The sequence below is a fragment of the Streptomyces sp. NPDC026515 genome (assembly GCF_055567595.1).
In genome coordinates, this window is sequence record NZ_JBVHQD010000007.1 from 69,481 (window position 1) to 87,710 (window position 18,230).

General features: G+C 74.4%; 14 protein-coding genes. 13 read left to right on the forward strand and 1 reads right to left on the reverse strand.

Annotation, left to right across the window (positions count from 1 at the left end; translation table 11 throughout):
• Positions 1 to 61: 61 nt before the first annotated feature.
• The 7 genes from ACZ4O3_RS15705 to cobI are packed head-to-tail and all read left to right on the forward strand — an operon-like array spanning position 62 to position 10,996.
• Positions 62 to 1,012 carry a cobalamin biosynthesis protein gene (locus ACZ4O3_RS15705; RefSeq protein ID WP_467722503.1) on the forward strand — a complete coding sequence of 317 codons (951 nt, stop codon included), beginning with the start codon at positions 62 to 64 and terminating at the stop codon, positions 1,010 to 1,012.
• Positions 1,009 to 2,544 carry a cobyric acid synthase gene (locus tag ACZ4O3_RS15710; RefSeq protein WP_467722505.1) on the forward strand — a complete coding sequence of 512 codons (1,536 nt, stop codon included), beginning with the start codon at positions 1,009 to 1,011 and terminating at the stop codon, positions 2,542 to 2,544. Before ACZ4O3_RS15705 ends, ACZ4O3_RS15710 begins: the two co-directional genes overlap by 4 nt.
• Entirely contained in the window at positions 2,541 to 6,194 is a 3,654-nt protein-coding gene (gene cobN / locus ACZ4O3_RS15715; protein WP_467722506.1) for a cobaltochelatase subunit CobN, read from the forward strand. The genes ACZ4O3_RS15710 and cobN overlap by 4 nt, the downstream gene beginning before the upstream one ends.
• Entirely contained in the window at positions 6,191 to 8,191 is a 2,001-nt protein-coding gene (locus ACZ4O3_RS15720) for a putative cobaltochelatase (RefSeq protein ID WP_467722508.1), read from the forward strand. The genes cobN and ACZ4O3_RS15720 overlap by 4 nt, the downstream gene beginning before the upstream one ends.
• Entirely contained in the window at positions 8,191 to 8,790 is a 600-nt protein-coding gene (gene cobO / locus ACZ4O3_RS15725; protein ID WP_362729395.1) for a cob(I)yrinic acid a,c-diamide adenosyltransferase, read from the forward strand. The genes ACZ4O3_RS15720 and cobO overlap by 1 nt, the downstream gene beginning before the upstream one ends.
• The gene (locus tag ACZ4O3_RS15730) at positions 8,790 to 10,268 is read left to right on the forward strand and encodes a cobyrinate a,c-diamide synthase (RefSeq protein WP_467722510.1); all 1,479 of its coding nucleotides are present in this window, start codon (positions 8,790 to 8,792) and stop codon (positions 10,266 to 10,268) included. The genes cobO and ACZ4O3_RS15730 overlap by 1 nt, the downstream gene beginning before the upstream one ends.
• The gene (cobI, locus tag ACZ4O3_RS15735; protein WP_362729391.1) at positions 10,265 to 10,996 is read left to right on the forward strand and encodes a precorrin-2 C(20)-methyltransferase; all 732 of its coding nucleotides are present in this window, start codon (positions 10,265 to 10,267) and stop codon (positions 10,994 to 10,996) included. Before ACZ4O3_RS15730 ends, cobI begins: the two co-directional genes overlap by 4 nt.
• A 5-nt stretch (positions 10,997 to 11,001) precedes the next feature.
• On the opposite strand, the gene ACZ4O3_RS15740 is transcribed toward cobI, so the two are convergent.
• Positions 11,002 to 11,730, reverse strand: a complete 729-nt coding sequence (locus tag ACZ4O3_RS15740; protein ID WP_384988202.1) for a ZIP family metal transporter — start codon at positions 11,728 to 11,730, stop codon at positions 11,002 to 11,004.
• Positions 11,731 to 11,814: 84 nt separating this feature from the next.
• On the opposite strand from ACZ4O3_RS15740, the gene cobM reads away from it, so the two are divergent.
• From cobM to cobC, 6 genes are read left to right on the forward strand one after another with little or no spacing between them, the layout of a single operon-like run.
• The gene (cobM, locus tag ACZ4O3_RS15745) at positions 11,815 to 12,663 is read left to right on the forward strand and encodes a precorrin-4 C(11)-methyltransferase (RefSeq protein ID WP_362732761.1); all 849 of its coding nucleotides are present in this window, start codon (positions 11,815 to 11,817) and stop codon (positions 12,661 to 12,663) included.
• A complete protein-coding gene (gene cbiE / locus ACZ4O3_RS15750) occupies positions 12,660 to 13,928 on the forward strand; it encodes a precorrin-6y C5,15-methyltransferase (decarboxylating) subunit CbiE (RefSeq protein WP_467722513.1) in 1,269 nt (422 codons plus the stop codon). Before cobM ends, cbiE begins: the two co-directional genes overlap by 4 nt.
• Positions 13,925 to 15,628, forward strand: a complete 1,704-nt coding sequence (cobJ, locus tag ACZ4O3_RS15755; RefSeq protein ID WP_467722514.1) for a precorrin-3B C(17)-methyltransferase — start codon at positions 13,925 to 13,927, stop codon at positions 15,626 to 15,628. Before cbiE ends, cobJ begins: the two co-directional genes overlap by 4 nt.
• Positions 15,625 to 16,209 (forward strand): precorrin-8X methylmutase, encoded by a 585-nt coding sequence (locus ACZ4O3_RS15760; protein ID WP_362731462.1) that lies wholly within the window; start codon positions 15,625 to 15,627, stop codon positions 16,207 to 16,209. Before cobJ ends, ACZ4O3_RS15760 begins: the two co-directional genes overlap by 4 nt.
• Positions 16,206 to 17,129 (forward strand): sirohydrochlorin chelatase, encoded by a 924-nt coding sequence (locus ACZ4O3_RS15765; protein WP_362731463.1) that lies wholly within the window; start codon positions 16,206 to 16,208, stop codon positions 17,127 to 17,129. The genes ACZ4O3_RS15760 and ACZ4O3_RS15765 overlap by 4 nt, the downstream gene beginning before the upstream one ends.
• The gene (gene cobC / locus ACZ4O3_RS15770; protein WP_467722838.1) at positions 17,119 to 18,195 is read left to right on the forward strand and encodes an Rv2231c family pyridoxal phosphate-dependent protein CobC; all 1,077 of its coding nucleotides are present in this window, start codon (positions 17,119 to 17,121) and stop codon (positions 18,193 to 18,195) included. The genes ACZ4O3_RS15765 and cobC overlap by 11 nt, the downstream gene beginning before the upstream one ends.
• Positions 18,196 to 18,230 lie beyond the last annotated feature (35 nt).

Sequence of the window (18,230 nt, forward strand, 5' to 3'; positions counted from 1 at the left end):
CGCGGCTGCCGAACGAGGTTGAGTACCCGGCCCATTCCCGCCCCCGCGGCCGGCTGAGCCGATGGGTGCCGGTCGCGTCTTCGCGTACGGCGCCGCCGCCGGCCTTCTCGGCGATCTGCTGCTCGGCGATCCGCGCCACGGGCATCCGGTCGCCGCGTTCGGACGGGCGGCCGGGGCAGTCGAACGGGTGCTGTGGCGGGACCACCGCGGCTGGGGCGCGCTGCACACCGCTGTCTGCGCCGGTGGCGCCGTGGCTCTGGGCGCCCTTGCCCAGCGGCTCGTGCGGCCGTCCACCGCCGCGTCCGTCGTGCTCACCGCGAGCGCCACCTGGGCCGTCGTCGGGGGCACTTCACTCGCCCGTGAGGCCGGGGTCATCGGGCGCGCCCTGGAGGCGGGGGACGTGGCGGCCGCCCGGGACCGGCTGCCGCATCTGTGCGGACGGGATCCGCAGGCCCTGGACGCCGACGGGATCGCCCGGGCCGTCGTGGAGTCCGTCGCCGAGAACACCAGCGACGCGGTCGTGGGTGCGCTGGTGTGGGGGGCCGTGGCCGGGGTGCCGGGGCTGCTCGGGTTCCGGGCCGTCAACACCCTGGACGCCATGGTGGGGCACAGGTCGGCCCGCTACCGGCGGTACGGGTGGGCCTCGGCGCGGCTGGACGACGTGGCGGGGTGGCCGGGGGCCCGGCTCACCGCCGTACTGGCCGCCGTCGCCGGAGGTGACACCAGGGGGGCCGTGCGGGCCTGGCGGTCCGACGCGGCGAACCACCCGAGTCCCAACGCCGGGCCGGTGGAGGCGTCGTTCGCGGGAGCGCTCGGCGTGCGGCTCGGGGGGACGTTGTCGTACGGAGGGCGGGTCGAGCACCGGCCGGTGCTGAACGGGGAGGGACGGGCTGTGGAACTCGCCGACATCGGGCGGGCGGTGCGGTTGTCACGCCGGGTGGGGTGGCTGGCGCTGGGGGTGAGCGCGGCGGGAGCCCTGCTGCGCGGAGCGCGTCCGGGGAGGACCTCATGAACAACGGCGGTCTGCTCGTGGCCGGTACCACCTCCGACGCCGGCAAGAGCGTCGTCACCGCCGGTATCTGCCGGTGGCTGGTGCGCCAGGGCGTCAAGGTCGCGCCGTTCAAGGCGCAGAACATGTCCCTCAACTCCTTCGTCACCCGCGAGGGTGCCGAGATCGGGCGGGCGCAGGCCATGCAGGCCCAGGCCTGCCGGGTGGAGCCGACCGCGCTGATGAACCCCGTGCTGCTCAAGCCGGGCGGCGAGCAGAGCAGTCAGGTCGTGCTGCTGGGGAAGCCGGTCGGTGAACTGAGCGCGCGGGGCTACCACGGGGGACGGCAGCAGCGGTTGCTCGGGACCGTGCTCGACTGTCTCGCCGAGTTGCGGGGCACGTATGACGCGGTGATCTGTGAGGGGGCGGGCAGTCCGGCGGAGATCAACCTGCGCCGGACCGACATCGTGAACATGGGGATCGCACGCAACGCGCAGATTCCCGTGCTCGTCGTCGGCGACATCGACCGCGGGGGTGTGTTCGCCTCCTTCTTCGGCACCGTCGCCCTGCTCTCCCCCGAGGACCAGGCCCTCGTCGCCGGATTCCTCGTCAACAAGTTCCGCGGCGACGTCTCCCTGCTGGAACCCGGCCTGGACATGCTGCACGGGCTGACCGGGCGGCACACCTACGGCGTCCTGCCCTTCCGCCACGGGCTCGGTATCGACGAGGAGGACGGGCTGAGGGTCTCGCTGCGCGGGACCGTCCGGGAGTCGAGCACGGCCCCGCCCGTCGGTGCGGACGTGCTGCGGGTCGCCGTCTGCGCCCTGCCCCTGATGTCCAACTTCACGGACGTGGACGCGCTGGCCGCCGAACCGGGTGTCGTGGTGCGGTTCGTGGACCGGCCGGAGGAACTCGCCGACGCCGACCTCGTCATCGTCCCCGGTACCCGGGGGACGGTCCGGGCTCTGGAGTGGCTGCGGGAACGCGGCCTCGCGCGGGCGCTGGAGCGCAGGGCCGTCGAGCAGCGGCCCGTCCTCGGCGTCTGCGGGGGCTTCCAGATCCTCGGCGAGCACATCGAGGACGACGTCGAGAGCCGCCGGGGCCACGTCGACGGGCTCGGGGTGCTGCCCGTACGCGTCCGGTTCGCCCGGGAGAAGACGCTCACCCGGCCCGTCGGGGAGGCCCTCGGCGAGCGGGTCGAGGGGTACGAGATCCATCACGGGGTCGCCGAGGTCACCGGAGGGGAAGCGTTCATCTCCGACGGCCGAGGAGACAGCCTGGACGGGTGCCGGGTCGGCCAGACCTGGGGCACCCACTGGCACGGTTCCCTGGAGTCGGACGGTTTCCGCCGGGCCTTCCTGCGCGAGGTGGCGGCCGCCGCGGGCCGCCGGTTCGTGCCGGCCCCCGACACCTCCTTCGCCGCGCTGCGCGAGGAACAGCTCGACCGGCTCGGCGACCTGATCGAACAGCACGCGGACACCGACGCGCTCTGGCGGCTCATCGAGTCGGGCGCGCCGCAAGGACTGCCTTTCCTTCCACCGGGAGCGCCCGTATGAGCACTGTGTTGTTGTTGTCGACCGCCGACACCGATCTGCTGGCGGCCCGGGCCGCCTCCGGTGCCGGCTACCGGATCGGCAATCCGACGCGCGTCGACGTCACGGAGGAACTGCCCGCGCTGATCGAGGGCGCGGACATCGCCGTCGTACGGCTGCTCGGCGGCAGGCGGGCCTGGGAGGACGGGCTCGCCGCGCTCCGGGCCGCCGGGATCCCGACCGTGCTCCTGGGCGGCGAGGCCGTGCCGGACGCCGAGCTGATGGCCGAGTCGTCGGTGCCGGCCGGTGTGGTCGCGGAGGCGCTGCGCTATCTCGTCGAGGGCGGGCCCGCGAACCTCCTCGAACTGTCCAGGTTCCTGTCCGACACCGTGCTGCTGACCGGCGAGGGGTTCGCCGAGCCGCGGAAGATGCCCGAGTTCGGGGTGCACGGATCGTACGAGATCCGGGCCGGTCGCCCCACGGTCGGCGTGCTCTTCTACCGGGCCCACGAACTCAGCGGCAACACCGCCTTCGTGGACACCCTGTGCGAGGCGATCCAGGCGCGGGGCGCCAACGCCCTTCCGGTGTACTGCGGTTCGCTGCGCGGCGCGGACGCCGGGCTGTACGAGATCCTGGCCGGTGCGGACGCGCTGGTCGCCACCGTGCTGGCGGCCGGCGGCACCCACGCCTCGCAGGCCTCGGCCGGCGGTGACGAGGATGCCTGGGACATCGGGGCGCTCGCCGACCTGGACGTCCCGGTGCTGCAGGGCCTGTGCCTGACCTCCTCCCGGCAGGCCTGGGGCGAGTCCGACGCCGCCCTCTCCCCCATGGACGCGGCGATGCAGGTCGCCATCCCGGAGTTCGACGGCCGTCTGATCACCGTGCCGTTCTCCTTCAAGGAGCAGGGGCCGGACGGCGTCCCGGTCTACGTCGCCGACCCCGAGCGGGCCGGGCGCGTCGCCGGGATCGCCGTCCGGTACGCCGGGTTGAGGCACAGGCCGAACGCGGAGAAGCGCGTCGCGCTGGTCTTCACCGCCTACCCGACCAAGCACTCGCGGGTCGGCAACGCGGTCGGTCTGGACACGCCCGCCTCGGCGGTACGGGTCCTCGACGCCCTCAAGGAGTCCGGGTACGGCGTGACCGAGTACCCGTCCGGCGGTGACGAGTTGATCCACCGTCTGATCGAGGCCGGCGGGCACGACGTGGAGTGGCTGACGGAGGAGCAGCTGGCCTCGGCTCCCGCGCGGGTACCGCTCGCCGACTACCAGGCGTGGTTCGACAAGCTCGACCCGGCGCTGCGGGACGCGATGACCGAGGCGTGGGGCGAGCCGCCGGGCTCTCTCTACGTCGACGGGGAGGACATCGTCCTCGCCTCCCTGCGGTTCGGGAACGTCGTCGTGATGATCCAGCCGCCGCGCGGCTTCGGCGAGAACCCGATCGCGATCTACCACGACCCGGACATGCCGCCGTCGCACCACTACATGGCCGCCTACCGGTGGCTCGACCACTCCTTCGGCGCGGACGCGATCGTGCACATGGGCAAGCACGGCACGATGGAGTGGCTGCCCGGCAAGGGGCTGGGGCTCGGGGCCGGCTGCGCGCCGGACGCGGTCCTCGGCGACCTGCCCCTGATCTACCCGTTCATCGTCAACGACCCCGGCGAGGGCACCCAGGCCAAGCGGCGCGGGCACGCCACCGTGGTCGACCACCTGGTCCCGCCGATGGCCCGTGCCGACACCTACGGCGACCTGGCCAAGCTGGAGCAGCTGCTCGACGAGTACGCGCTGGTGTCCGACCTGGACCCGGTGAAGGCTCCGGCCGTGCGGGCGCAGATCTGGACACTGGTCAAGGCGGCCGAACTCCACCACGACCTGCATGTGGACGACCAGCCGGACGACGCCGATTTCGACGCGTTCGTCATGCACATCGACGGCTACCTGTGCGAGATCAAGGACGTGCAGATCCGCGACGGCCTGCACATCCTCGGCGGCGGACCGGTCGCCGAGGCGCGCGTGAACCTGGTGCTGGCCGTGCTGCGGGCCTCGCAGGTGTGGGGCGGGCAGGCCAACGCGCTGCCGGGGCTCAGGGCCGCGCTGGCCGCCCACTTCGGCCTGGTGGAGAAGGAGTTGCTGGCCGAGCCCGGCGCGCCCCTGAAGGTGCCGGTCGAACTCTCCGATCTGGTCGAGGGTCCGTCCCGCACGGCAGCCGACGCCGTCGACCTGCTGGAACAGCTGTGCCGGCGGATCGCGGAAGGGATGGAGGAGCGCGGCTGGGCGGTCGCGGACAGCCGTTCCCTCGTCCGTGACGTCCTCGGCACCGAACTGCCGGACGCCGTGGCGGTGCTGGAGTTCGCCTGCACGGAGGTCGTGCCCCGGCTGGCCCGCACCACGGACGAGATCGGCCACATCCTCAAGGCGCTCGACGGCGGCTACGTCCCGGCGGGACCGTCCGGCTCCCCCACCCGCGGGCTGGTCAACGTCCTGCCGACCGGCCGCAACTTCTACTCGGTGGACCCCAAGGCCATCCCCTCCCGGCTGAGCTGGGAGGTCGGCCAGTCGCTGGCCGACTCGCTGGTGCAGCGCTACCTCCAGGACACCGGCGCCTACCCGAAGTCCGTCGGACTGACGGTGTGGGGCACCTCCGCGATGCGCACCCAGGGTGACGACATCGCCGAGATCCTGGCGCTGCTGGGCTGCCGTCCGCTCTGGGACGAGGCGTCACGCCGCGTGACCGGCTTCGAGGTGGTCCCGCTGGACGAACTGGGCCGGCCGCGCATCGACGTCACGGTCCGGATCTCCGGCTTCTTCCGGGACGCGTTCCCGCACGTGGTCGGGCTGATCGACGACGCCGTGCGCGCGATCGCCGACCTGGACGAACCCGCCGACCGGAACTACGTGCGCGCCCACGCCGACGAGGACACCGCCGCGCACGGCGACCGGCGGCGCGCCACCGCCCGTATCTTCGGCTCCAAGCCGGGCGCGTACGGCGCGGGCCTGCTGCCGCTGATCGACGCCCGCAACTGGCGCTCCGAGGCCGACCTCGCCGAGGTGTACGCCGTCTGGGGCGGGTACGCCTACGGGCGCGGGCTCGACGGGCGCGCGGCGCGCGGGGACATGGAGACCGCGTTCAGGCGGATCGCGGTCGCCGCGAAGAACGTGGACACCCGCGAGCACGACCTGGTCGACGCCGACGACTACTTCCAGTACCACGGCGGGATGGTGGCGATGGTGCGCCATCTGACCGGTGCCGGCCCCGAGGCGTACGTGGGTGATTCGGCCACCCCCGACCAGGTGCGGACCCGCACCCTCGGTGAGGAGACGCACCGCGTCTTCCGGGCGCGGGTGGTCAACCCGCGGTGGATGGCGGCCATGCGGCGGCACGGCTACAAGGGCGCCTTCGAGATGGCCGCGACCGTCGACTACCTCTTCGGCTACGACGCCACGGCCGGGGTCGTGGACGACTGGATGTACGAGAAACTCAGCGCGGAGTACGTCTTCGACGCGGAGAACCGGGACTTCATGAAGAAGTCCAACCCGTGGGCGCTGCGCGGCATCACCGAACGGCTCCTGGAAGCCGCCGACCGGGGCCTGTGGGCCGAGCCGGACGCGGACACCCTGGAGCGGCTGCGCGCCACCTACCTGGAGCTGGAAGGCGACTTGGAGGGCGACCAGTGACCACCCCCTTCCCCTTTGCGGCCGTCGTGGGTCAGGAGGACCTGCGGCTGGCGCTGCTGCTGAACGCCGTGTCCCCGGCGGTCGGCGGTGTGCTGGTACGCGGCGAGAAGGGCACGGCCAAGTCCACGGCGGTACGCGCCCTTTCGGTGCTGCTGCCGACCGTGGACGTCGTCGCCGGCTGCCGCTTCTCCTGCGACCCGGCCGCCCCGGACCCGGCCTGCCCGGACGGGCCGCACAACCCGCCCGGCGCCTTCGAGTCCCGCCCGGCGCGCATGGTCGAACTGCCGGTGGGCGCCTCCGAGGACCGGCTGGCCGGCGCCCTCGACATCGAACGGGCCCTGGCGGAGGGCGTGAAGGCGTTCGAGCCGGGCCTGCTGGCCGACGCCCACCGGGGCATCCTCTACGTCGACGAGGTCAACCTCCTCCACGACCACCTGGTCGACCTGCTGCTGGACGCGGCCGCGATGGGCGCCTCCTACGTGGAGCGCGAGGGCGTCTCGGTACGGCACGCGGCGAAGTTCCTGCTCGTCGGCACCATGAACCCCGAAGAGGGCGAGCTGCGGCCGCAGTTGCTGGACCGGTTCGGCCTGACCGTGGAGGTGGCCGCCTCGCGCGAACCCGGCCAGCGGGTGGAGGTGGTCCGCCGGCGGCTCGCCTACGACGACGACCCGGCCGGTTTCGCGGCCCGCTGGGCCGACGAGGAGGCCGTCCTACGGCAACGGATCGTGGCGGCACGGGCGTTGCTTCCGTCGGTGCGGCTGGGCGACGGTGCGCTCCGGCAGACAGCGGCGACCTGTGCGGCCTTCGAGGTCGACGGCATGCGCGCCGACATCGTGATGGCGCGGACCGCCACCGCGCTGGCCGCGTGGGCCGGGCGGACCGAGGTGCTGGCGGAGGACGTCCGGCAGGCCGCGCTGCTCGCGCTGCCGCACCGCAGGCGCCGCAACCCCTTCGACGCGCCCGGACTCGACGAGGACAAGCTGGACCAGACGCTGGAGGAGTTCTCCGGCGAGTCCGGGTCCGAGGACGACGATCCCGGTCCGGACGGTCCCGGCGGGGGCGGCGGGCGGCCGGCGCCCGACGACGACCCGCGGGGCGGCGACACGGGTGCGCGGCCCGAGGCCGGAAAGGACGGCGAGCCGCAGGCCCCCGGCGGCGGCTCGGGCGAGCAGGCGCCGACGCGGGCCGCCGAGCCCTTCCGCACCAAGGTCCTGACGGTGCCGGGGATCGGTGCGGGCGCCGCCGGGCGGCGCTCCCGGGCCCGCACCGAGCACGGCCGTACGACGGGTGCGCGGCGGCCCCGGGGCGCTCTGACCAAGCTGCACCTGGCGGCGACCGTGCAGGCCGCGGCCCCGCACCAGCGGGCGCGCGGGCGGTCCGGCCCCGGCCTGGTGGTCCGGCGGGACGATCTGCGGCAGGCGGCCCGGGAGGGCCGCGAGGGCAACCTCGTGCTGTTCGTGGTCGACGCGTCCGGGTCGATGGCGGCCCGGCAGCGGATGAGCGCCGTGAAGGGAGCCGTGCTGTCGCTGCTGCTCGACGCGTACCAGCGGCGGGACAAGGTGGGGCTGGTGACCTTCCGGGGCGCGGCCGCCGAGGTGGCCCTGCCGCCGACCTCGTCGGTGGACGCGGCGGCGGCCCGGCTCGAGGCGCTGCCGACCGGGGGGCGTACGCCCCTCGCCGCCGGGCTGCTCAAGGCGCACGACGTGCTGCGGGTGGAGCGGCTGCGGGATCCGGCGCGGCGGGCCCTGGTGGTCGTGGTGACGGACGGGCGGGCCACGGGCGGCCCCGAGCCGGTCGCGCTCGCCGGGCGGGCGGCCCGGCTGTTCGCCGCCGACCGGGTCGCCTCGGTGGTCGTGGACTGCGAGTCGGGGCCGGTACGGCTCGGGCTCGCCCGGGAGCTGGCCGGTGAGCTGGGCGGTACGGCGGTGACGCTCGACGAGTTGCGGGCGGACTCGATCGCCGGGCTGGTCAAGGACGTGCAGAGGAGGGTCGCGTAATGCCGCAGGGACAGCCGGGTGTCGTACCGGACGACGGGCTGACGACGCGTCAGCGTCGTAACCGGGCTCTTGTCGTCGTGCACACGGGCGTCGGCAAGGGGAAGTCCACCGCCGCGTTCGGGCTCGCGCTGCGCGCCTGGAACCAGGGGTGGCCGATCGGGGTGTTCCAGTTCGTCAAGTCGGCGAAGTGGAAGGTCGGCGAGGAGCGGGCGCTGCGGGTGCTCGGCGACTCCGGCGAGGGCGGGTCCGTCGCCTGGCACAAGATGGGCGAGGGCTGGTCCTGGGTGCAGCGCGACGCGCAGGCGGACAACGAGGACAAGGCCCGGGAGGGCTGGGAGCAGGTCAAGCGGGACCTGGCGGCCCAGACGTACCGGTTGTACGTGCTGGACGAGTTCGCCTACCCCATGCACTGGGGGTGGGTGGACACCGACGAGGTCGTCGAGGTGCTCCGGAACCGGCCCGGGAACCAGCATGTCGTGATCACCGGGCGGAACGCGCCGCGGCAGCTGGTGGACTTCGCCGACCTCGTCACCGACATGTCCAAGGTCAAGCACCCGATGGACGTGGGGCAGAAGGGGCAGAGGGGCATCGAGTGGTGATGTCCTCCGTCCCACGGCTGGTCATCGCCGCGCCGTCGTCCGGCAGCGGCAAGACCACCGTCGCCACGGGGCTGATGGCCGCGTTCGCCGCGCGGGGGCTCGCCGTGTCCCCGCACAAGGTCGGACCGGACTACATCGACCCCGGGTACCACGCGCTCGCGACCGGGCGGGTGGGGCGGAACCTCGACGCGTACCTGTGCGGGCCCGACCTGATCGGGCCGCTGTTCGCCCACGGTGCGCGCGGCTGCGACATCGCCGTGGTCGAGGGCGTGATGGGGCTGTACGACGGAGCCGCCGGGGAAGGCGAACTGGCGTCCACCGCCCAGGTCGCCAAGCTGCTGCGGGCGCCGGTGGTGCTGGTCGTGGACGCCTCCTCGCAGTCGCGGTCGGTGGCCGCGCTGGTGCACGGGTTCGCTTCGTGGGATCCACAGGTGCGGGTCGCGGGCGTGATCCTGAACAAGGTGGCGTCGGACCGGCACGAGGCGTTGCTGCGGGAGGCGCTGGAGTCGTCCGGGGTGCCGGTGTTCGGGGTGCTGCGGCGGGTGGCCCAGGTGGATACGCCCTCGCGGCACCTGGGGCTGGTGCCGGTCGCCGAGCGGTGGGGTGCGGCGGTGGACGCGGTGGCGGCGATGGCGGCGCAGGTCTCCGACGGGTGTGACCTGGAGGCGCTGCTGGGACTGGCACGGGGTGCGGGGGTGTTGCCGGGCGAAGCCTGGGACGCGGCCGAGGCGGTTTCCTCGCCCCCGTCGCCCCTGCCCGTCCCGTCCCCGGGGGCCGATGCCCCTTCGGCCTCCGCTTCGGGGGCTGCCGCCCCCCTACCCCCGCTTCGGCCTGAACGGCCTCGTCCTCAAACGCCGGACGTACCGGGGGGCATGCGGCCCGTCGTCGCCGTCGCCTCCGGGGCCGCCTTCACCTTCTCCTACGCGGAGCACGCCGAACTGCTGGCTGCCGCCGGGGCCGACGTCGTGCCCTTCGACCCGCTGCGTGATGAGCAACTGCCGGACGGGACAGCCGGGTTGGTCGTAGGCGGGGGTTTCCCCGAGGTGTATGCCGCCGAGCTGTCCGCCAACGAGTCGCTGCGCAGGGCGGTCGGCGACCTCGCCGGGAGCGGTGCTCCGGTCGCCGCCGAGTGTGCCGGGCTGCTCTATCTCTGCCGGGAGCTGGACGGGCGGCCGATGTGCGCGGTGCTCGACGCGTCCGCCCGGATGACCGAGCGGCTGACTCTGGGCTACCGGGACGCCGTGGCCGTGAACGACAGTGTGCTGGCGGTCGCGGGCACGCGGATGCGGGGGCACGAGTTCCACCGCACCGCGGTCGAGCCGGGGGCCGGTGCGGCGCCCGCGTGGGGTGTGCGTACCCCGCGGCCGCGGGTCGAGGGTTTTGTACAGCAGGGCGTGCACGCGAGTTACCTGCACACGCACTGGGCGTCCGAGCCCGGTGTGGCCCGAAGGTTCGTGGAGAGGTGCCGGACGTCATGAGCAGCAGGCTGATCGGAGTCGGGGTGGGTCCCGGTGACCCCGAACTGGTGACCGTGAAGGGCGTCAACGCCCTGCGCGCCGCCGAGGTGGTCGTCGTACCCGTGATGGACAGCGGTGAACGGGGACGTGCCGAGGCGACCGTGCTGCACTACGTCGGCGCGGAGAAGGTCGTCCGGGTCGTGTTCGCACTGAACGAGCGCGGTGACCGGGGGCGGCGCGAGGCCGCCTGGGACGCGGCCGGCGCCAGGGTCGCGGAGTTGCTGCGCGAGCGCGGCTCCGTCGCCTTCGCCACCATCGGGGATCCGAACGTCTACTCGACCTTCACCTATCTCGCGCAGACCATCACCGGGCTGGTCGAGGACGTGGTCGTGGAGACCGTGCCCGGCATCACCGCCATGCAGGACCTCGCCGCCCGGTCCGGTGCCGTGCTCACCGAGGGCACCGAGCCGCTGACGCTGGTGCCGGTGACGGCGGGTGCCGAGGTGCTGAAGGACGCGCTGAGCGGGCCGGGGACGGTCGTGGCGTACAAGTTCGGGCGGCAGGCCGGGGCGGTCGCCGAGGCGCTGCGGGAGACCGGGCGGATCGAGGACGCCGTGTGGGGGTCGGCGCTGGGGCTCGACGAGGAGTCCATCCGCCCCGCCGCCGCGCTCGACGGCGCCCCGCTGCCGTACCTCTCCACGCTCATCGCGCCGCCGCGCCGGGACGGTGGCAGAGGCGGGAAACTGTGAGCGCCTCAGCCCGAGATGCCCACCACCAGCCAGATGAAGGCGGCACCGGCCACCGTGCACAGCAGGGTGGAGCGTGCCGGGTGTTCATGGTGGGCCTCGGGCAGGATCTCGGCCGCGGCCAGATAGAGCAGGACACCGCCGAAGAGGCCGAGATAGCCGCCGAGCACGGCCTCGGGAATGGTGAGGAAGACGGTGGACAGGGCACCGACGACGGGTGCGCAGGCGTCGGCGACCAGCATGCCCATCGCCCGGCGGCGCGCGTTGCCGTAGAGGCTCGTGATGGTGAAGGTGTTGAAGCCGTCCGCGAAGTCGTGCGCGATCACGGCCAGCGCGACCGCGGTGCCCATCCCGCCGCCCACCTGGAAGGCCGCGCCGATCGCCACGCCGTCCATCGCGCTGTGCCCGACCATCGCGCCGGCCGCCGTCAGACCCACCTCGGGCGCCCGGTGACCGTGCTCGTCGCCGCCGTGCGCGGCCTGGCGCAGCGCCAGGGTGCGTTCCACCAGATGGGCCAGCAGGAAGCCCGCCACGAAGAGCAGCAGGGCGGCCGGTACGCCGAAGACCTCCCGGCCGGCCGCACGCAGCGCCTCCGGCAGCAGGTCCAGGCCGACCACCCCGAGCATCAGGCCGCCGGCCAGGCCCAGGACCAGATGGCGACGGTCGGTCACGCGCTGTGCCGTCCAGCCGCCGGCCAGCGTCATCAGGAACGCGCCGAGCGCGACGAAGACCGCCATGTGCCCTTGCTATCCGATCGACCGGCCTCAGCGCACATCCAGCAGCACCTGTAACACCCTTTGTCCAGAGAGGACCGAATTTCCATGGCCGATGCCGCCGCCTCCGCCGCCGTCCCCGGCGACGCCCCGACCGGCAAGGTGACCTTCGTCGGTGCCGGTCCCGGCGCCGCCGATCTGCTGACGTTCCGGGCCGCGCGCGCGATCGCCGAGGCCGACGTGGTGATCTGGGCCGCGAGCCTGGTCCAGGCGGAGGTGCTCCAGCACGCGCGCGAGGACGCGGAGATCCTCGACTCCGCGACGATGTCGTTGGAGGACGTCGTCGCCGTGTACGAGCGGGCCCGGGCGCGGGGGCTGCGGGTCGCCCGGATCCACTCCGGCGATCCGGCCCTGTGGGGCGGCACCCAGGAACAGGTCGACCGGTGCGCCGGGATCGGTGTCGAGGTCGAGATCGTGCCGGGTGTGTCCTCCTTCTCGGCCGTCGCCGCGCTCGCCCAGCGCGAGCTGACCATTCCCGAGGTCGCCCAGTCCGTCGTCCTGACCCGGCTCGGTGGCGGCAAGACGCCGATGCCGCCCGGCGAGGAGGTACGGGAGTTCGCCCGGCACGGCACCACCATGGCGGTCTTCCTCTCGGCGGCGCGCAGCGGGCAGCTGGTGCGGGAACTGCTGGAGGGCGGTTATCCGACGTCCACACCGGTGGTCGTCGCCCACCAGGCGACCTGGCCGGAGGAGCTGGTCGTGAAGTGCACGATCGGCACGCTGGAGCAGACGGTCAAGGAGCACAGGCTCTGGAAGCACACCCTGTTCCTGGTCGGCCCCGCCCTGGACGCCCACGGCACCCGCTCGCACCTCTACCACCCCGGCCACTTCCACGGCTTCCGCAGGGCCGACCCCGAGGCCCGGCGGGCCCTGCGGGAGCGGGGGGCGAGTACGTGATCACGGTCATCGGTACGGGCACGGGCGCGCCGCTCGCGGCGGACGCGCTGGCCGGGGCCGAGCTGGTGGTCGGCGGGCGGCGGCACCTGGACGCGGCCCGGCTGCCGGAAGGGGCCGAGCGGATCGTCCTCGGGCCGCTGGCACCCGCGCTCGACACCGTCGAGGAGTACGTCGCCAAGGACCGGTCCGTGGCCGTGCTGGCCTCCGGCGACCCCGGGTTCTTCGGGATCGTGCGGGCGCTGGCCGAGCGGTTCGGGCCGGAGCGGCTGGAGGTGCGGGCCGGGGTGTCGTCCGTCGCCGCCGCGTTCGCACGGGTCGGGCTGCCCTGGGACGACGCGGTGGTGGTGAGCGCCCATGGGCGGCAGCCGCGCACGGCGGTCCAGGTGTGCCGGGCGCATCCCAAGGTGGCGGTGCTGACGGGGCCGGGAGCCGGCCCGGCGGAGCTGGCGGCCGCGGTGCCGGCGGGCCGGCTGCTGGTGGTGGCGAGCGCGCTCGGTGATCCGGAGCGGGAGCGGGTGGAGCGCATCACGCCCGCCGAGGCCGCCGGCCGCGACTGGGGAGCGGACGTCAGTGTGGTGCTGTGCCTGGACGAGGCCCGGACGCTCGGCGCGGTGCGTACCGTCGCCGGGGTGCCCGCCGGACCGGCCGGATGGGCCCTGGACGAGGGGGAGTTCGCGCACCGGGACTCGATGATCACCAAGTTCGAGGTGCGGGCGCTGGCGCTGGCCCGGCTCGGGCCGCGCCTCGGCGACCTGGTCTGGGACGTCGGTGCGGGCTCCGGGTCCGTCGCGGTGGAGTGCGCGCGACTGGGGGCGGCCGTCGTCGCCGTGGAGAAGGCCGCGGACGGGGTCGCGCGGATCGCCGCCAACGCGCGGGCGCACGGCGTGTACGTGGACGTGGTGCACGGTACGGCGCCCGATGCCCTGGTCGCACTCCCCGATCCCGACGCGGTGTTCGTCGGCGGCGGCGGGCGTGAGCTGGCCGGCGTGGTCGGTGCCTGCGCGCTGCGGGCCCGGCGGACGGTGGTGGTCGCGCTGGCCGCCCTGGACCGGGTGCCGGCCGCGCGCGAGGCGCTGACCGGTGCCGGGTTCTCCTGCGACGGGGTGCTGCTGCAGTCGTCGCGTCTCGCGCCGCTGCCCGGGAACGTCACACGGCTGGCCGCGGCCAATCCCGTGTTCCTGCTGTGGGGGAATCGCATCCCCCGTTCCGAAGAACCCTACGAAGACCTCTCCGAGGACCCCACCGAAGAAGGAGTTGCTCAGTGATCGGCCTCATTTCCGCCACCGCGGCGGGGGCGGTGGCACGCGACCGGCTGGCCGCGGCGTGGCCGGACCGCACGCGGGTGTACGACGGCCCGGTCGGGGACGCCGTGCGGTCCGCGTTCGCGGAGTGCGGGCAACTGGTGTGTTTTCTGGCCACGGGCGCGGTGGTCCGGCTGATCGCCCCGCTGCTGGGCGACAAGGCGGCCGACCCGGGTGTGGTCTGCGTCGACGAGGGCGGGCGGTTCGCCGTGTCCCTGGTCGGCGGGCACGCGGGCGGCGCGAACGGACTCGCCCGGGAGGTGGCCGAGGTACTGGAGGCGCAGCCGGTGGTGACCACCGCGACGGACTCCGCCGGACTGCCCGGCCTGGACACCCTGGGTTTCCCGGTCGAGGGCTCGGTGGCGGCCGTGTCACGGGCGCTCCTCGACGGTGAACCGGTCGCCCTGCGCGCCGACTCGACGTGGCCGCTGCCGGCGCTGCCGCTCGCCGAGGAGGGGGCGTACACGGTCCGGCTGACCGACCGCGCGGTCGAACCCGCCGAGCGTGAGGTGCTGTTGCGCCCGCCGTCCCTGGTCGTGGGCGTCGGCGCCTCCCGGGGCGCGCCCACCGAGGAGGTGCTCGCCCTGATCGAGGGGGCGTTGCGGGACGCGGGGCTCTCCCCCCGCAGCGTCGCCGAACTCGCCACCGTCGACGCCAAGGCCGAGGAGCCCGGCATCGTGGCGGCGGCCGCACGCCTCGGGGTCCCCCTGGTGACGTACACCGCCGAGGAGCTGGCCGGGGTGCCGGTGCCCCACCCCTCGGACGCGCCCCTGGCCGCGGTCGGCACCCCGTCCGTCGCGGAGGCCGCGGCCCTGCTGCGCGGCGGCGAACTCCTGGTCCCCAAGCGGAAGTCGGCCCCCGAGGACGGCCGGCCGGCCATGGCGACCTGTGCCGTCGTACGACGGCCGCCGCGCGGGCGGCTCGCGGTCGTGGGGCTCGGACCCGGCGCCCGTGACCTGCTCACCCCGCGGGCCAGGACCGAACTGCGGCGCGCCTCCGTGCTCGTCGGGCTCGACCAGTACGTCGACCAGATCCGCGACCTGCTGCGGCCCGGTACCCGCGTCCTGGAGTCGGGGCTCGGCGCCGAGGAGGAGCGGGCCAGGACCGCGGTCGCCGAGGCTCGTGCCGGGCACGCCGTCGCCCTGATCGGCAGCGGCGACGCCGGCGTGTACGCGATGGCCTCCCCCGCGCTCGCCGAGGCCTCCGACGACATCGACGTGACCGGCGTCCCGGGTGTCACCGCGGCACTCGCCGCCGGGGCCGTCCTGGGCGCGCCGCTCGGCCACGACCACGTCTCCATCAGCCTGTCCGACCTGCACACGCCGTGGGAGGTCATCGAGCGCCGGGTGCGCGCGGCGGCCGAGGCGGACATCGTGGTGACCTTCTACAACCCGCGCTCCCGGGGCCGCGACTGGCAGCTCCCGAAGGCGCTCACGATCCTCGCCGGGCACCGTGAGCCGACGACGCCCGTCGGTGTCGTACGCAACGCCTCGCGCCCCGACGAGTCGAGCCGGGTGACCACCCTGGGCGCGCTGGACCCGGCGTGGGTCGACATGATGACCGTCGTGACCGTCGGCAACACGGCGACCAGGAACGTCGCCGGACGGATGGTCACCCCGCGCGGTTACCGCTGGCAGGAGAGCGCTCCGGAGGGGGCCGAGTGAACCGGGTCGTCCACCCCATCGAGGAGGAGTCCTTCCGGCGGCTGCGTGCCCGCCTGGACACCTCGCACTTCCCGCCGCTGACCCGCGCCGTGGTGGAGCGGGTCGTCCACTCCGCCGCCGACCTGGAGTACGCGGCCGACCTCGTGACCGACGAGGGTGACCTGGCGGTGGCGCACGCCGCGCTGCACGCCGGGGCGCCGGTCGTCGTGGACGTGGAGATGGTCGCCGCCGGGATCACCCGCCGGAAGACCGTGTGCCGGCTGCGTGACGCCGAGTCCGGTCCTGGGCTCACGCGTTCGGCGCACGCGATCCGGCTGGCCTACGAGGAGGTCGGGCCCGGCGCCCTGTGGGTGATCGGCAACGCGCCGACCGCCCTGGAGGAGCTGCTGACGCTGGACGCCGCCCCCGCGCTCGTCATCGGTCTGCCCGTCGGCTTCGTCGGCGCCGTCGAGTCCAAGGCCGCGTTGCGGGCGAGCGGGCTGCCCGCCGTCAGCAACGTGTCCGAGAAGGGCGGCTCGGCGGTCGCCGCCGCCGCGCTCAACGCCCTGCTGTACCACCCCACTTCCGAGGAGACGCTGTGACCACTCCGCCCGCCCTGCTCATCGCCGGCCACGGCACCCGGGACGAAGCCGGAGCCGAGGCGTTCCGGGACTTCGTACGGGAGCTGGGCCGCCGCCACCCCGACCTGCCCGTCGCCGGCGGCTTCATCGAACTGTCCCCGCCCCCGCTGGGCGAGGCGGTCGCCGAACTGGTGGAACGGGGCGTACGGCGCTTCGCCGCCGTACCCCTGATGCTGGTCTCGGCCGGGCACGCCAAGGGCGACATCCCGGCCGCGCTGGCCCGCGAGAAGGAACGGCACCCGGGGATCTCGTACACCTACGGGCGTCCGCTCGGTCCGCACCCCGCGCTGCTGACCGTGCTGGAACGGCGCCTGGACGAGGCCCTGGGCGCCGGTGCGGGACGCACCCCGCTGGACCGCGCCGACGTGACCGTGCTGCTGGTGGGCCGGGGTTCCACGGACCCCGACGCCAACGCCGAGGTGCACCGGGCGGCGCGGCTGCTGTGGGAGGGGCGCGGCTACGCCGGTGTGGAGACGGCGTTCGTGTCGCTGGCCGCGCCGGACGTGCCGAGCGGACTCGACCGGTGCCTGAAACTGGGCGCGCGCCGGATCGTCGTGCTTCCGTACTTCCTGTTCACCGGGATCCTGCCGGAGCGGGTGCGGCAGCAGACCGAGGGCTGGGCGGCCGCGCGTCCCGAGGCCGAGGTCCGTTGCGCGGACGTCATCGGGCCCGAGCCGGAACTGCTCGACCTGGTGATGGAGCGCTACCGGGAGGCGGCCGCGGACGAGGTGCGGATGAACTGCGACTCGTGTGTGTACCGGATCGCGCTGCCCGGCTTCGAGGACAAGGTGGGGCTGCCGCAGCAGCCCCACTTCCATCCCGACGACGACCACCGGCACGGGCACCACCATCACCACGGCGGGCATGCGCATGCGCACTGACGGCGGCTCCGAGGGCGCGCACGAGCTGCGGCACCACGGCGACGCCGAGGTCCGTGACGACGGTTCCGCCCTGATAGACCTCGCGGTCAACGTACGGGCCGACACGCCTCCGGCCTGGCTGCGGGAACGGATAGCGGGGTCGCTGGGCGGTCTGGCGGCCTATCCCGACGGTCGGGCGGCACGGGCGGCGGTCGCGGCGCGGCACGGGCTGCCGGTGGAACGGGTGCTGCTGACGGCGGGCGCGGCCGAGGCGTTCGTGCTGCTGGCGCGCGCGCTGAAGGTGCGCCGGCCGGTGGTGGTGCATCCGCAGTTCACCGAGCCGGAGATGGCGCTGCGGGAGGCGGGGCACACCGTGGGCCGGGTGCTGCTGCGGGAGGCGGACGGGTTCCGGCTCGATCCGGCGGCCGTGCCTCAGGACGCCGACCTGGTGGTGATCGGCAATCCGACCAATCCGACGTCGGTGCTGCATCCCGCGGACACCGTCGCCGGGCTCGCCAGGGCCGGGCGGACGCTGGTGGTGGACGAGGCGTTCATGGACGCGGTGCCCGGTGAGCGGGAGGCGCTGGCCGGGCGGACCGACGTGCCGGGGCTGGTGGTGCTGCGGAGCCTGACGAAGACGTGGGGGCTGGCCGGGCTGCGGGTCGGCTATGTGCTGGCCGCGCCGGAGATCGTCGCCGAGCTGGCCAGGGCGCAGCCGCTGTGGCCGGTGTCGGCGCCGGCGCTGGTGGCGGCCGAGGCGTGCGTGGCGCCGCGCGCGCTGGCGGAGGCCGCGCACGCGGCGCACCGGGGAGCGGCCGACCGGGCCCATCTGGTGGCGGGTCTCGAGGAGTTCGCGCCGGAGGGGGTGCGGGTGGCGGGGCCCGCGGAGGGGCCGTTCGTGCTCGTCCGGATGGCCGGGGCGGCCGCGGTGCGGCGGCAGTTGCGGGTGCTGGGGTACGCGGTACGGCGCGGGGACACGTTTCCGGGACTGGACGAGGAATGGGTGCGGATCGCGGTGCGGGACCGGGGGACGGTCAACGGGTTCCTGCAGGCGCTGGACCGGGCGCTGAATCTGGTCCGGGGGTGAGCAGGGCGGGGACCGCGCCCTCTTGTCGGGTGCCG